The organism is Intestinirhabdus alba, assembly GCF_009711095.1.
In the GTDB taxonomy this organism is placed as follows: Bacteria; Pseudomonadota; Gammaproteobacteria; order Enterobacterales; family Enterobacteriaceae; genus Intestinirhabdus; species Intestinirhabdus alba.
Window position 1 is genome coordinate 82024 of record NZ_WMJZ01000008.1, and the last position, 15913, is coordinate 97936.

The following is a 15913-nucleotide window of genomic DNA, read 5'->3' on the forward strand; positions in this document are numbered from 1 at the left end:
CTGAGCAATGCCGATCATAGTACCCATACCCAGAACCGAACGATGCCTGATGCAGAAAACTTTCCATAAAACAAAGAACCAAAACCACGACCCGCGGCTCACCGCCATGCTGATGCTGCATAGTGGTGACACCGTCAGTCATGTTGCCAGAACGCTCTGCTGCGCCTGCTCATCGATTGGTTCACGCTGTCTGGTCCTGAAGGCCTGAAGTCATTACCGTCAGGACGTGGGAGACGCTGGCCGTTCGAACATATTTGCGCATTGCTGCGTGAGCTTGTTAAGCATTCTCCCGGCGATTTCGGTTATCAGCGTTCCCGCTGGAGTACCGAACTGCTGGCGATAAAAATCCGTGATGTCACCGGTTGTCCGCTACATGCTTCAACCATCCGGCGATGGTTACCTGCCGCCGGGAATGATTGACCCTCACCGAAGATGGCTGTTCAAAACGCGCTGCGTTTTGTCCTGCAACCCGAATTATTTAGGATATAAATTAATTGCCCGTAATCCAAAACAGAAATATCTTATTTAAATGATTTTTTATTTCATTATTTAACGGCAATTGTGTAATAATGGAACTGATATTTTTATTATTTGTGAAATCTAAATTTAATACTCAATAAGAAAACTCCCAATCAAGTGATTGCAAAAAACATATTTTTAACATTAATTCGTTTTTCTGATATCTGTCAGTTTTTTATATAATAACAAGAGTTTTCTGCTTTATTCGCTTACTCTCGTAAAACAGCCTGTTACAGATGGCCGGCAGCAGAATATACTCTGTGTTTTCATTATGGTGAAGTTATTTGCTCTGTTTATAGCGCGAAGTGTAAATCGAGTTATTCACTTGATAATGGGATCGTTATGACTTATTATACTTAATTATGAGATTGAGTAGTGCATTATTCTGCTGTTTTCAGAAAATTAACATTATTCATTCACTGACTATAGATATTGAATTATTTTTTTTAGCCTTTTATATTACATCCTATACGACCCCAGTTTTAATTAGGCCTTCCCTGAAGAGGCCGGATATGAAGCCGTTGGATGTGCCTGAGCTAAATGACCGGAGATATTAATGGATAAAAACAAACATCTTTATGGATTTATCATTAATGGGGATACCCATTTTGACATAGCCCACAAAAGATTGTTTCGGATATCAATTTTACCGGCTGAGCAATCTATATATTTTGGTACGGTTTCATTAAACGATAACATGGTTCGGCTTCTAATTCTTCTCTTTGAGAATCATATGAATTTTAATGAGGCCGCCACCAAGGATGAAATCTTTAAAAAAGTATGGGAGGTACATAATAAGACCGCATCAAGCCAGAGACTCTGGCATACCATAAAAGAGCTGAGAGCTAAACTATCATCTATCGGACTGCCGCAGGATCTTATCGTCAATGATCGCGGTTCGGGATACTATGTAGGCAAATATCAAGTAACGCCGCTGTTCTATTGAATGCCGGGTGACTGGTAGTTTCCGATATTTGCTTTTGTTCGTGAGTATGACAAATCAAGGATGAAGTCAATGTTAAGCCTTAATTGAAGATATTTGTTTCTTTGAAAGTAAATAGCGATAACTGCATTCTGGTATTGCTCAGGAATGTATATGCTACTGCTTTAGTATCGAATAATAATTAAAATATTTACTACCGAGGTTATCATGAACTTAATATATAAAGTGAAATGGAACAGGAATTTACGGCGTTACGATGTGGTTTCAGAGCTGGGTAACAGAAATAGTAAAATTACCGGTGGGATAAATAAGTTACGCGACGCGCTGCCGGCTATAAAAATTAGCGTGCTGGCCACGGTTATTTCAGTGTCTCTGCTGCAAGCGGTGCAGGCGCAGGATTTCACCGTTGCTGCAACAGCACCTGATAATATAGCAATGCAGGTCATGGCGGCTGGTAATAATACGTTGACGGGATCTTTTTCAGCTGTTCAGAGTGGTAATCCCGGCTTTCAGTGGCTCAATCTGGGTGAGGCGAGGGATAAGGGTTATATCAGTGCGGATTCTCTAAAGTGGCTTGATTATAATATAATACGGATTGGCTCACAGACTAAATCCATTGATATCAAAGATCCCATTACCGGGGCTAATACGACGATGTCGGTCTTTGATAATGCCGATTTTGAGCAAGAGCCCGCGGTCGATTTTAATGTTGCTGTCTCAATCCCTGCCGGCGTTAATGGCCAATATGTTGATAAAAATTTCTATTCGGTGGGGGCAGGGGCCCGGCTGGATGTCAATGTCGGCAGAACCGATAGCGCCTGGGTAACGGATCCCGATAACTCTTTTTATGGCATTCTGAAAAGTAGCGTTAGCGACCGCAACCTCGCCTCTGTATTCCATGTTACTGCCAGCGGCAGTAGCCCGGCAGAGCTAAACTATCTTTCTAAAACCGTTGTCAATCTCGGCAATAATAATAATAACATGAGCGATGCTGGCAACCCGCTGGCCTGGATGACGGTCGATAGTTTTGTTGGTGAGTTTGACAGCGTATTAGGTACTCAGACGGTTAATAACCTTGACGATTTTAAAAAATACAACAGTGCGTTAATTAACGCCCTCCAGGCTGGAACCATCCAGCTTACTGCGGCGCAGTATAACGCCGAGTTGAAAAAAGCCTGGGATAATACGCTGCACCCGATCATCGCCGATCTGAATATTGCAACTGATGATGCGGTGCGGGCCTGGGCTAATGCCACCGCTGTCTCATATATTCACGCTGATGGTGAGGGGGCGAATGTTATTATTGGCGATGATGCGAATATCCAGCTGGTAAACTCTACAGCGACGCTGGTCAATCTGGAAAATGGTGCCGCATTAATAAATAACGGCACCCTGGGCACGGCCGGCACCCCAGCTAAGTATAGTTATATTATTACCGCGCATCATGACTCTACAGTGGAAAATAACGGCGTGGTGGATGCCGGGACGAATCCGGAGATGGCGGTCTGGTTCCAGAACCAAAATCTGACGGCAACCGTTTCAAGCGGAAAACATACGGCGATTAGAGCTGATGGTTACGCCGGAGTTAAGAATAATGCAACTGGCGTGATTAACGTTGCGGCCAGGGGGGATTATCAGGGAAATACCGGACTGATACTGCTTGACAATGCTACGTTTATCAATGATGGCGCGTTGAATATCGCCGCTTCTCAGGAGGTGAATAATATTCTTGGCACCCAAAGTAATATTGGTGTGGAGGCTCAGAATAGCGCTCAGGTGACCAATAACGGGCAGATTTATATTGGTCGTGAGGCCCAGCGTTCTCCTGCTGACGGTACGGTAGATATTGCGATCAAACAGCCATCTATTGGTATCCATATCTATGGCAATGCCGTATTTAATGCTACCCAGGGATCGTCTATTACGCTCGGCAGCCTTGTTGAAAATGCAACCGCGATTGATATTGGCGGCTCCGCTACGCTGAACCACGCCGGAACCATTAATATTAACGGGAATGTGGTGCCGTCAGATGAAAAATCGACAGCGCGTAATACGGGGATACTGGTGCGCAGCGACGCAACCCGTGCGGAGCGGGTGGTAAATAGCGGGACCATTAACCTGAATGGTCTGAACGCCATCGGGATTGATGTGATGGCAGGAGGACAGGCCACGCATAGCGGAACGATCAATATTAATCATGGTTTTGATTCGGCCAGCGGCTATCCAAACTATGGTGTTGTCGCTGAAGGCACGGGCGCTCTGGCGATTATCTCCGGCGAAATCAATCTTAATGGCGATCGTGGCGTGGGCGTTTACGTCAAAGACGGAGGCGTCATCAATGTCAATAATCAGGGAGCCATCAACTTTATTAGCGGACAGAACCAGACGGGTTATCTGATCTACGGTGCCAACTCTACCGTCAATAATACCGCTACCGGCTCGCAGCGCGTTTCCACTGCGGGTTCTACGTTATACCGTATTGATATGGGGGCGGCTTTTGCGGGGGACTCGGCGGGCACTTCTGTGCTGGGCGCTGACGGAAAAAATTCCACGATTATCCGCGCGACGGGAGAGGGAAGTACGCTTAATACAGGTGGCCTGGTGCTGAGCGTTAATGCTGAAGGGGCGACGGGCGTACGTGTAGAGGGGGGAGCGAAAGGTGTCATTGACGCCGCTACCAATATCACTATTTCAGGTACGGGCGCAACGGCAGGTATCGTTGACGGGCGCTATTTTAGCTATAGGGATGGGGCAGAAGATGAGAGTCAGAAAGGCGACTCAATTCTGACCAGCTATGCTTCACTGTCAGCAGATAATACGGCTTCGGGGGCGCTGGGCTATAAAGTGCTTAGCGGGGGGACGCTGGAGCATAAAGGCAGTATTGATTTTACCCGCGCCGCTAACGGCACGGGAGTGCAGGTCAATGGTGGTACGCTGGCAAACAGTAGCACTATCGTCGTTAATGGCGTCGCTGTTGATATTGAGGGACCGGCTTCGTCTGTCACCAATACCGGGACGGTGACAGCAACGGATGGCACGGCAGCTTATCGTGTCGGTAGCGGAGCCGCTTTGAGCCTGAACGGCACAGGGACGACGGTCGCAGGGGGAAGCGCGCACGGCGTTCTGCTGGATACCGGCGCGAAGGGACTGAAAGTGGCAGATGCCAGAATCCGTATGGACGCTGCGGGGACGGGCAATGCTATCGAAAATACGGCGGAAATAGCAGGCATTACGCTGACCAACACCGCTATTGACGTCGGGAAAGGTGCCGGAATTCGTACTGCGGCTACCTTAGCCGCGCAAAACAGCGGGACAATCACCGTTAACGGTAGTGGTACAGGTATCCTGTTCCGTAATAAAGATGGCAGCACCACCGAGGGGGCTTTCGATCTCTCTGACTCCCAGGCGCTGGTGATTAACGTCAACTCTGCGCAAGGCAAAGGGCTGGTTACCGATACCCGGGGGGCGGTAAAAAGTGGCGTCAGCGTTAATATCAATCACGAACAGGGTGGGTCGGCGCTGGAGATTGGCGGCACAACCAGCCGAATCGAACAGAGCGGCATCCTGACCTCCTCTTCGCTGGTGACTGCCGTTGTGGATCTTCAAAGTACCGGGCTTGACAGTATGCTCAACAGCGGCTCGATTCTGGCCAGCACTGCGGCCCAGGTTGCCGTACAGGCGGCAGCCGACTCTTCCGGCATTGACTTTACTAACGCGGCCGGCGGCGTCGTGCGCGGTAAGATCAAACTGGAGGGCGGGGAGAACCACGTTAATCTTGAACACGGTAGCCAGGCAACCGACGTCTACACCCTTGAGGGTAACGACCGCTATCGTCTGAAAAATATTGATAGCACCGATACAGCGCTTTTTACCTCGCTGAATGCCGGTACGGGCAGCGATACGCTGCAGCTGGACGGATCGTCCTATTCGCTTAACGCCAATGGCGTACTGAATGGCTTTGAAAACATCAACCTTATTAACCGCTCCCTGTTTACGCTGAATAATGTGGCGCTGGCGCTGGGTGATAATAAAGATGATGCTACGGCGACCGGCTACCGCATTGAATCCGGTAGCGCGCTGCGCATCATTGCGGATAAAGATGTTGCTTTCGCCAGCCATCTGAGCGGTTCCGGTCTGGTGCAGGTTAACCTTGGAAACTCAGATAACGCCTTTACGTTCACCTCCGGTAACGCGGGAGACGCTTTTTCCGGCACCGTAGAGCTGGCCGCCAGCCGTTTCCTGTTGGAGGGCGATAATACAACCGCGCTCTCCAGTGCCACGCTGAAGCTCAGCGATGACAGCATCACTACCGTCGCTAAAGGCGTTCAGACAATTGGCGGTTTAACCTTTAACGGCGGTACAGCGCGTTTTGATACCGACACTCTCGGCAAGGCTGAGGCCGAATCCCTGATTGAAGTTTCAGGTCAGCTAGATATTAGCGGCAGAGGGCAGGTGCAGGTAATGCTTAATCCGGTGCTGAATGCCCCGGTGCTGCCGGATAATACGTTAAGTTTGCTGGAACAGGACGATGCTCAAACCGGCCTGAAGCTGGCAGGGGCGACGGGCGCGGTGGTGGGAAGTGGAGGTAACCTGAAACTTATCGATCTTAATGGCAATGCCATCAGCGATGCGGTAACCACCACCGTTGAGCAAAATGAGATAACCGTGGCAAAGGCGACCTATGACTATCGTCTTACTGGCGGTGATGGTCTCTGGATCAACTATGGGCTGACGTCGTTGGCGCTGCTGACGACGGGAGAGGATGCGCTGTCGCTGAGTGCAGCCGATCGCCAGGGGGCCGCCGCTGACCTCAGCGCCCGGGTGACCGGTGAGGGGGATCTGGCCGTAGATACCGGTGCCGGGAATACGCTGTCACTCTCTAACAGCGATAACAGCTATAGCGGCGTAACGGATATCCGCAGCGGTACGCTGCTGATGGCCAATGACAACGTTCTGGGGCAAACCGTAGCGCTGCGTCAGGCCGCAGACACCGTTCTGGATATGGCGGGATATAGTCAGCGCATCGGTCTGCTGAATACGGAAGCCGGAGCGGCGACGATGCTGAACGGCGGATCGCTAACCGTTACTGACGGAGGGGCCGTGAATGGCGCTTTGTCGGGGGCCGGTAATCTGACGCTGAACGGCGGCGTACTGGACATTAACGGTGCCAACAGCGAACTGACCGCGGCCATCCGCATTGACGCAGGCGCTCAGGCTGCGCTGAATCACGTCGCAGGATTAGGCGGCGGCAGCGTACAGGTTGATGGCGTAATGACGTTGAAACAGTCGACGGGCACGCTGAACAATGCCCTGAGCGGGAGCGGCCTGGTGGCGACAGAGCAGCACAGCGACGTCATCCTTGCGGGTAATAACGGCGCTTTTAGCGGTGGTTTTGCTATCTCTGCGGACAGCCGGCTTACCGCGACCTCTCAGCGCAGTCTGGGCACGGGGACCGTCATTGACGAAGGTGTCCTGACGCTGGACAGTGCCGGCAGTTGGCAGGTGGTAAACGCCATCAGCGGTAGCGGCGATGTGCGCAAAACGGGAAGCGGAAGCGTTGTTCTGCACCAGGCCGCGGCGCGGTATACCGGGCTAACGGATGTTGTGGCAGGCACCCTCACGTTGGGCAACCCGGACGGCGATGTTACCTTGGCCTCCTCTTCCGTGAATGTGAATAGCGGAGCCATTTTCGGCGGCTACGGTGGAACTGCGGGCAGCATTACTAACACCGGAACCGTTGTGGTTGGCAATCCTGTCTCGCCGCAGGTGCGCGCTATGGCGTATGGCGGAGCAGGTGCCCTCTTTACCGTCGGAGGAGACCTGACGAATGCGGGGAGTGTTATTGTTGGTCGCGCAGGCGTCGGAACGATCGGTAATGTTCTGCGCGTTAACGGCGACTATATCGGTAATGGCGGTACGATTACCTTTAATACCGTGCTGGGTAATGATGACTCTCTGACCGACAGAATGATCGTTGATGGCTCAACCAGCGGTACAACTGCGGTTAGGGTTACTAACGCTGGCGGCAGCGGAGCTCAGACTCTGAACGGCATTGAGCTTATCCGCGTTGGTGGTAGTTCTGCCGGTGAATTCACCCAGACGGGGCGTATCGTGGCTGGAGCTTATGATTACCAGCTGGTACGCGGCTCAGGCAATCATGCCAGCAATTGGTATCTGGTCAGCGGTACTCAACCGCAGCCAGCGCCTGAACCGACCCCATCGCCTGCACCGTCCCCGGAGCCAACGCCAGATCCAGCGCCCTGGGTTCGTCCTGAAGCGGGGATCTATACGGCGAATATTGCAGCGGCTAACACGGTATTCCTGAATCGTCTGCACGATCGGCTGGGAGAAACCCATTATGTGGATGCCCTGACGGGGGAAGAGCGGGTAACCAGTATGTGGTTACGTAATACCGGCGGCCATAATCGCTTTAAGGACAGCAGCGGCCAGCTTAACACCCAGGCAAATCGCTACGTCATGCAGCTGGGCGGTGATATTGCGCAGTGGAGCAGCAATGGTCAGAACCGATTCCACTTAGGGGTTATGGGCGGCTATGCTAACCAGAAAAGCAACAGCCGTAATCATCAAAGTGGTTATCGCGCCAACGGCAGTATCAATGGCTATAGCGTAGGCGCTTACGGCACCTGGCTGCAGGATAATGAGGAAAAAACGGGGGCATATGTGGATACATGGCTCCAGTACGCCTGGTTTAACAACGACGTTAGCGGAGAGTCTCTCGGCAGGGAAAGCTACCGTTCGAAGGGACTGACAGGCTCGTTGGAGGCAGGTTATATCTGGAAGCTGGGGCAGCGTGATGAGCGTACAAGCTCTTATATCCAGCCAAAAGCGCAGATCATATGGATGGGCGTAAAAGCTGACGACTATCACGAGTCAAATGGCACCCGGGTATCCGGCGATGGCGATGGTAACGTACAGACCCGTCTTGGTATGCGTGCCTTTATTAAAGGACACAGCCATATTGATGAGGGTAAGCAGCGTACTTTTGAGCCTTTCGTTGAAGCAAACTGGCTCCACAATACCAGAAGTTTTGGCGTCACAATGGATAACGTCAAAATAAGCCAGGCGGGCGTGAAAAATATCGGCGAGCTTAAAGCTGGCGTTGAGGGACAGCTGAGCCAGAACATTAATGTGTGGGGCAACGTGGCCCAACAGATTGGTGATAAAGGATACAGTGATACCAGCGCAATGTTAGGTTTGAAAATTAATTTCTAAATAATAATATACTCAAAATAATTCGAGTTGCAGGACAAAACGCAGCGCGTTTTGAACAGCCCCCGGGCTGACCCCGAAAGGGTGAGGCCCTCAGGTCGAATCACGCGGCAACGCACATGCAATTTGAAGTATGACGGATATAAATCCTCTCCCGGCCAGGGAGAGGCCTCTTAACAGACAAAGGATGTTTCAATGCGAAAACGTTTCACTGCGTTATATGCTACCGTATTATTTTTACTGTTTTTAATTTCTGGATGCGATACAAAAAGCAAAATAGCCACCGTTGATATTAATGGTTTGTTAGCTAATTCGCCTCTTGCACAGCAGGAGCAAAAAAGGCTGGAGGAGGTGAAAAAAATTTTATTACAAGCCAATCTGCAGGCCCAGGAAAAGTATAAGGATGTTACCGACCGCCGCCGAACACAGGAGGCGCAACAGGCGGATACCAAAACGATTAATATGCTTTGGACGATGCAACAAAAAGCAGCAAGAGAAGCGGTGATGGATGAAGTACGAAGTGTAATTAATGAAATTCAACAGAAAGAAGGTTACGCGGTGGTTATTGATAAAACAAACGTTGTGGCGGCTGAAGTAAACGTTGAAATCACTAATAAGGCGCTCGTTTTACTGAAGGATGTAAAAGTTGATTTTGGGCCATTACCTCAAATAACGATTAAGGCTATTCCTCCGCAGGACCCGCGGCCGGTTACGGATAAATCGGGTTCTGGTAAAAAATAGACATGAATCTTGAGAATATAACCCCAAAATGATTCAGGCCGCATGGCGGGTATAGGCGAACCAAATTGCGGCATCAGGCGTATGTCGAATCTTCCAGTCTGTTTTTATGTGGTAGTAAACGCGCGGCTAAATACCTGACCCATCAGGCGTAACTGGCGCAGGCTGTATACGGACAGCGCGGCAACCGGAGCGTACAGGTAGTACGTGAGGAGCATTCGTGAAGCTTCCTCCGGCAGGGAGCCCACCTGACGGACGTTCAAAACGCGATACGTTTTGTGCGGATACCGCCCAGGTTCAAAGTAACAGACATAATAGCCCTAATGGACCAGACTATAAGTGAGGGAACATGAAAATAGCTTTCTTAAGTGACGACCTTTTTTACACTATGGGCGTAAAAGCGTGCTTAACCTTACATGGTGTGGATCTTACTTTTGTCAATGATGAGCGCTTTCTGCAGCGAAGTAATTATGATCTTTATATCATCGCTATTGAGTCGCATCAGCGAAGGAGAACGGTAGAAAATATTCTGGCTTATAAATTTAATGTGATTTATATATTTGATACGCCGGCTGATAATAATAATACTATCCGCATGGGTTATGTCACTAAAAAAGCTACGGCTCTGGAGTTGATTAAGGCAATATGGTCGTTTGATTATCGGGAGATAAAAAGAGAGCGCTTTAGCTACATGGATGTTTTATTTGTCAGTATGTTTATTTATCAATTGAAATCCGTGCAGGACATTTCAAAAATAACAGGGATTAATGTCAAAATTCTCTATGCTGTGAAATTGAGACTTCTCAAGAAGTTTCATCTAACCACCCGGCACCCTAAAATACTCATGTACTGTAGCTCGCTGCCTTTTTTTCGCGACAGTCGTTTAATGTATTTATACCCTAAATAATTCGAGTTGCAGGACAAAACGCTGCGCGTTTTGACCACTTCCGGAGCTGGCCCGGGCCGCCTAAGGGAGAGGGATGCTCCCGGTAATCCTCAAAAGCTTATCGAAGTCAGTGACCGGGGTGAACGAGGACAATCCGGCGAAGCGATATCAACGCCGCTTATTCAGCTCCCTCCACCCGGAAGGTGTAACGGGCCACTGGAATTGCTGAGGTGTGACCGGCGATATCGGATACGGGGGAGCCATGCCGCCGCTTCGCTATTTTCGCCGGCTTGAAGGTTGGGGGGAGACGTCTACGCTTAATAAGCCGCCGCGCGTTCAGCGTTAAATAAACCGCGCCTCCGGCGGCACTATTTCACACCGCCATCCGGCTGTTATTGCTGAATAATCTCCGGCGCGGCCTGGAAGAGGCGAAAATAACCGAAGGCTGGCGGTGGTGGGAATGCTGTTCCGGCTGCTGATGGCCTCCGCGGGCTTTCGCGCCGCCTGAGCCGCCGGGCAAACCGGCATAACGACTGATAATTGTTCTCATCTGAATTGTCGGCGTCTGTGCGCAGTGGTAAGGTGTGCAGCACTCAATACCTCCACTTCCTGTGCAGACGTCGGCATGAATAACATCTCCGTCCCTGGTTTCCCCGCCCCCGCGGCGGGAAAAATCTTCTCCGTCAGTGAATTTATGGACTTTGGCGAGCGCTACGGCATCGACTATCGCTTTCCCGGCCTGACGCCGAAGACGGATCGCCTGCTTAGCCCGGTTCTGCAGGGCGAAATTGAGGAGCTGACGCTGCCCTGCGGCATGTGCGTGACCCATTCGGACGTTCAGGTTTTGCAGCCCTATGAGACCACCTCCCGCCACAGTAGCCCGCTCTATATGCTGGTGGTGCTGGAAGGCGAGGTGGCGCTGACCCTCAACGGAGAAGCGTATCAGCTGCGCGCCGGGATGGCCTTCAGCTCGCGCCTCAGCGAGCAGCAGGTTATGCGCGCCTGCCACCGGGCAGAGCGTCGGCTGCGCACCCTCTCCCTGGGGCTTCATCCGGACGACGGCTGGCGCAACGGCCTGCTGGAGTCGCTGATGCGCGAATGGCAGCGCTGCTCCGCGCCGGCGCTGATTTGGCCGGTGCCGGGCTTCATGCTGAACGGCCTGCAGTACGCCCGCCGGACCGATCTCAGCGAGGTTTCGCGTCAGCTGATGCTGGAAGGGCTGATTCTGCAGCTGTTCGGGCATGGGCTGAGCGTATGCCAGGCGGAGAGCGGCCGGTGTCTGGCGGCGGCCAGCGGCGAGCGGCAGCGGCTGGAGCGGATCAGACGCCTGCTGGAGCAGGAGCCTGAAAAAGAGTACACCCTCAGCGAACTGGCCGGCCGCGCGGCCATGAGCCCCAGCAGCCTGCGCAGCAAGTTCCGCCTCGCCTACGGTCGTTCGGTCTTTGACTACCTGCGCGACTGTCGGCTGGCCCGCGCCCGCGGCTATCTGCTGGAGGGCTACAGCGTCCAGCAGGCGGCGTGGATGTCGGGCTATCAGCACGCCACCAATTTCTCCACCGCCTTTCGCCGCCGCTATGGCTTTCCGCCGGGTGAGGTGCACAAACTGCGCTAAGCCATTTTTTCAGGCTGCGCGACCTCCGGGCGTCGACTGTGGCGTTACGCATAGCTGACCTGGCGTTCAGCATAGCTATCGGCGCGTGCAAAAAGGTAATAATTCTTATTAACAATTAAGTGTGCCTTTGGAGATATTCATGGTTGCGAAAACTCGCCTCGCGCTGCTGGTGGGAGTGGTGATGGGCGGCGCGGCGTTCCCGCTGCTGGCTCAGGAAACGACAAAAAACGATACGCTGGTGGTCACCTCGCAGATGCAGAGCGGGGCCACCAGGCTGGCGACTCCGGATCTGGAAACCCCGCAGTCGGTGTCGATAATCACCCGTCGGCAGTTCGAGGAGCAGGGAGCCACCAGCGTGCGCCAGGCCGTCAGCTATACGCCGGGGGTCTACAGCAACCAGATCGGCGCTTCCAACCGCTTTGACTACATCGTGCTGCGCGGCTTTTCCGACGGCAGCCTCGACAACGTTTACCTTGACGGCCTGAAGCTGATGGGCGACACCAACTCGCACAGCTCGCTGGTGGTCGATCCGTGGTTTTTAGAGAACATTGAGGTGGTGCGCGGCCCGGCCTCGGTGCTCTACGGCCGCTCCTCGCCGGGGGGGATTGTCGCCCTGACTTCGCGCAAACCTGCGTTCGACCCCGGCGGCGAAGTGAAGCTCACCGCGGGCAGCCATCATCAGCGCGGGGCGGCGTTTGACCTCACCGGCCCGCTGGACGATAACGAGCGGGTGGCGGCGCGCCTGAGCGGCATGACGCGCTACGCCGACTCGCAGTTCGACACGCTGAAAGAGGAGCGCTATGCCCTGATGCCGAGCCTGACCTGGCGCATCGGCGAGCGGACGCGCCTCGACCTGATGGCCTACCTGCACCGGGATCCGGAAGGCGGTAGCCACTCCGGCCTGCCCTATGACGGCACCGTCGTTGCGCACGGCGGCGGCAAAATCTCCAATACTTTCTTTGAGGGCGAGGACGATTACGACAAGTACGATCGCCGGGAAAATATGGTCGGCTATAACGTGGAGCATCTGTTCGACGGCGGCTGGACGCTGCGCCAGAAGCTGCGCTATCTGCACACCAAAGTGACGCTGAACCAGGTCTACGCGGCGGGCTGGCTGAATGAGACCGAGCTGAACCGCGGCTATTCCGGCTCTGACGAAAAAATGAACGCCATCACCGTTGATAACCAGCTCGACGGCAGCGTCGACATCGGGGAGGTAAACCACCGCCTGCTGCTGGGCATTGACTACCAGGATCGCAGCAACCACACCGCCAGCTACGCCGGTGCGTTTCCGCCCATTGACGCCTTCAACCCGGTTTACGGCGCGCAGCCCATCGCCATCGCTCAGTACGCCCGGGAGCAGCACAAGCTGCGCCAGACCGGCTACTACCTGCAGGATCAGATCGCCTGGGAGCGCTGGCGTCTGACCCTTGGCGGGCGCTACGACCAGGTCAGCATCTCGAACATTGATAAATTCCACGGTTCGCGCAGCGATCTGGACAAAAATAACCTCAGCACCCGCGCGGCGCTGCTGTACCTGTTTGATAACGGCGTGGCGCCGTACGTCAGTTACTCCACCGCCTTTACCCCCACCAGCTTTACCGATGAGAATGGCAACGTGCTGGAGCCGATGAAGGGCCGCCAGTGGGAAGCCGGGGTGAAGTATGAGCCGGAGGGGCTGAACAGTCAGTTCAGCGCCTCGCTGTTCCGCATCAACCAGACCAATATTGCTACCAAAGAGGAGCCGACCGATCCCTGGCGGGCGATTGGCGAGATCGAATCGAAAGGGGTGGAGCTGGAGGCCATCAGCCAACTGAGCGATGGTTTACGCCTGCAGGCCGCGTATACCTACACCGACATTCGCTACCGGAAAAGTAGCCCCCAGGAGCAGGGGCGACGCGCGGTGTACGCCCCGCGTAACCAGGCCAGCGCCTGGCTGAGTTACGACGTGAAAAGCGGGCCGCTGGCGGGACTGACCCTCGGCTCCGGCGTGCGCTACGTCAACGGCCTCGCCAGCGATCGCCTGAACACCCACACCCTGCCGTCCTACACGCTGGTGGATATGCGGTGGGCTACGATCTGGCGAACGTCGGCCTGAAGGGAATCAGCGCGCAGCTCAACGTTAACAACCTTGCCGACAAGCGCTACGTGGCGGCCTGTAACTCGCTCTCGTACTGCTACTTTGGCGCGGAGCGCAGCGTCGTTGGCAGCCTCTCCTGGGCATTCTGATGGCGAAAACGGCCCGGCCTGACGTCGGGCCGTCGCACTCTCAGGCCGCTTCCCGGCGGCGCAGCAGCGATATCGGCCCCGGCCCGCTGAGGGTGAAGGCGGAGAGCAGCGTAAAGCCCAGCGCAACCAGCCCCAGCACCAGGCAGGCCCCCTGGAAGCCGATGCTCTCATACATATTGCCGGCGAAGATCGACATAAAGATCATCGCCAGCTGTTTGAAGAAGCAGAAGCACACCAGATAGATGGTGGCCGAAAAGCGCACCTCAAACATATGCAGGGTTTTGAGGATCACCACCTCCAGCGCCGGGGTGGCGAACGACGATCCGACGATGCGCACCGACATAATCGCCCCCGCCAGCAGTCCGGCGTAGCCCAGCACAAAGGCACCGGGACACAGGCCAACGATCTGCGCGCCGTTTTGCCGGGCGGTAAGCAGGGCCACGGGCAGCGCCACGGTGGGGTTGCGGATCTGGATGATATTCATGGCGTTTATTCCCTCTCATTCTGAACAGAGAACGTAGCCTAAGACAGTTTGCCGCCGCTGAACCTGGGTAAATGGGCATTAAGCGATGATATCGGGCCAATGGCTGGCGACGGGTGCGCAGCTGCCTGGCGACTCCGGGCCATTTCCCTCTCCCTCCGGGAGAGGGAGCAAGCCCTAAAAAAGGCAGCCGGAGCCGCCTTTTTGCTTTCACCTTGCCCTTATGCTTCTGCCTGGGCTAACGGAAACATACCGTACGGGTGGATCTCAAGATAATAGCGCTCGCCGGCGTTGGGCTGCAGCCGGGTGGCGTTAACCTGCACCAGCAGCGGCTGGCCGTGCCACGTCACCGTCACCTCATACTGCGGCCCCATATAGGCCACGTGCTCAATGACGCAGCGCTGGCTCTCCTCGCCGCGATCGCTCAGCGTAATCGCCTCCGGACGCACGCCGACGGTGCCGGTGCCGTCGACGGCAAAGTGCGCCGGGCGCGGCAGGCGGTAGCCGTGGATGTCGACATACGCCTCGCTAAAGGTGGCCGGCAACAGATTGGCGTCCCCCATAAAGCTCGCCATAAAGCGCGACGCCGGCAGGCGGTAGAGATCCTGCGGCGAGCCGATCTGCATAATATGCCCCTTATTCATCACCAGCACGGTGTCAGAGACCGCGAAGGCCTCGCTCTGATCGTGGGTCACGTACAGCGAGGTGATCGTAAACTGCTTTTGCAGCTCCCGGATCTTATCGCGCATACTGCGCCTGAGGTTGGCGTCGAGGTTGCTCAGCGGCTCATCAAATAACAGCACCTTCGGCTTGAGGATCAGGGCGCGGGCCAGGGCCACGCGCTGCTGCTGGCCGCCGGAGATCTGATCGACATAACGCTCTTCGAATCCCTCCAGATCGACCATCGCCAGCGCCTCTTTCACCCGCGCTTTCACCTCGCCGCGCGGCACCCCGAGCATCTTCAGGCCGTAGCCGACGTTATCGCCCAGCGACATATGCGGAAACAGGGCGTAGGACTGAAACACCATACAGATATCGCGCTGCTGAATAGAACGATGAGTAACATCTTCACCGTCAATAAATATCTGCCCCTCGCTCGGTTTTTCCAGCCCGGCCACCAGCCGCAGGATGGTGGTCTTGCCGCAGCCGGAGGGGCCGAGCAGCGTTACCATCTGCCCCTGGGGAATTGTAAGGTTAATGCCGTCGATAACGGTGTTGCTGGCGAATCGCTTACTGACGTTGCGCAGCTCAACAAAATTTTTCTGACTCATAGTG

Annotated in this window: 6 protein-coding genes and 3 pseudogenes; 7 read left to right on the forward strand and 2 right to left on the reverse strand. The window is 54.1% G+C overall.

Translation table 11 applies throughout. The annotated features are described in order from the left end of the window. Positions 1-7 precede the first annotated feature (7 nt). From GJV78_RS07995 to foxA, 7 genes and pseudogenes are all read left to right on the forward strand, one after another. Positions 8-411, forward strand: a pseudogene (locus tag GJV78_RS07995) (IS630 family transposase); the annotation flags it as partial. Positions 412-1075: 664 nt separating this feature from the next. Next, entirely contained in the window at positions 1076-1465 is a 390-nt protein-coding gene (locus GJV78_RS08000; RefSeq protein WP_155107825.1) for a winged helix-turn-helix domain-containing protein, read from the forward strand. A gap of 651 nt (positions 1466-2116) precedes the next feature. Beyond that, entirely contained in the window at positions 2117-8695 is a 6579-nt protein-coding gene (locus GJV78_RS08005; protein ID WP_330998790.1) for an autotransporter outer membrane beta-barrel domain-containing protein, read from the forward strand. A gap of 192 nt (positions 8696-8887) precedes the next feature. Beyond that, positions 8888-9433 (forward strand): OmpH family outer membrane protein, encoded by a 546-nt coding sequence (locus GJV78_RS08010; protein ID WP_155107827.1) that lies wholly within the window; start codon positions 8888-8890, stop codon positions 9431-9433. A 346-nt stretch (positions 9434-9779) separates the two neighbouring features. Then, on the forward strand, positions 9780-10337 hold the full coding sequence (locus tag GJV78_RS08015) for a hypothetical protein (RefSeq protein ID WP_155107828.1): 558 nt from the start codon (positions 9780-9782) through the stop codon (positions 10335-10337). A gap of 604 nt (positions 10338-10941) precedes the next feature. Continuing rightward, positions 10942-11928 carry an AraC family transcriptional regulator gene (locus GJV78_RS08020; RefSeq protein ID WP_155107829.1) on the forward strand — a complete coding sequence of 329 codons (987 nt, stop codon included), beginning with the start codon at positions 10942-10944 and terminating at the stop codon, positions 11926-11928. 121 nt (positions 11929-12049) lie between these two features. Next, positions 12050-14157, forward strand: a pseudogene (gene foxA / locus GJV78_RS08025) (ferrioxamine B receptor FoxA). A gap of 40 nt (positions 14158-14197) precedes the next feature. Here foxA and GJV78_RS08030 read toward each other — a convergent pair. Together GJV78_RS08030 and fbpC are read right to left on the reverse strand one after the other, a co-directional pair. Beyond that, positions 14198-14518, reverse strand: a pseudogene (locus tag GJV78_RS08030) (MFS transporter); the annotation flags it as partial. Positions 14519-14859: 341 nt separating this feature from the next. After that, positions 14860-15909, reverse strand: a complete 1050-nt coding sequence (gene fbpC / locus GJV78_RS08035; protein ID WP_155107830.1) for a ferric ABC transporter ATP-binding protein — start codon at positions 15907-15909, stop codon at positions 14860-14862. Positions 15910-15913: the final 4 nt, after the last annotated feature.

Bases quoted from the DNA above. Each gene is read 5' to 3' on its own strand.
- GJV78_RS08000 (WP_155107825.1), top strand. From the start codon at position 1,076: ATGGATAAAAACAAACATCTTTATGGATTTATCATTAATGGGGATACC.
- GJV78_RS08005 (WP_330998790.1), top strand. From the start codon at position 2,117: ATGTCGGTCTTTGATAATGCCGATTTTGAGCAAGAGCCCGCGGTCGAT.
- GJV78_RS08010 (WP_155107827.1), top strand. From the start codon at position 8,888: ATGCGAAAACGTTTCACTGCGTTATATGCTACCGTATTATTTTTACTG.
- GJV78_RS08015 (WP_155107828.1), top strand. From the start codon at position 9,780: ATGAAAATAGCTTTCTTAAGTGACGACCTTTTTTACACTATGGGCGTA.
- GJV78_RS08020 (WP_155107829.1), top strand. From the start codon at position 10,942: ATGAATAACATCTCCGTCCCTGGTTTCCCCGCCCCCGCGGCGGGAAAA.
- fbpC (WP_155107830.1), bottom strand. From the start codon at position 15,909: ATGAGTCAGAAAAATTTTGTTGAGCTGCGCAACGTCAGTAAGCGATTC.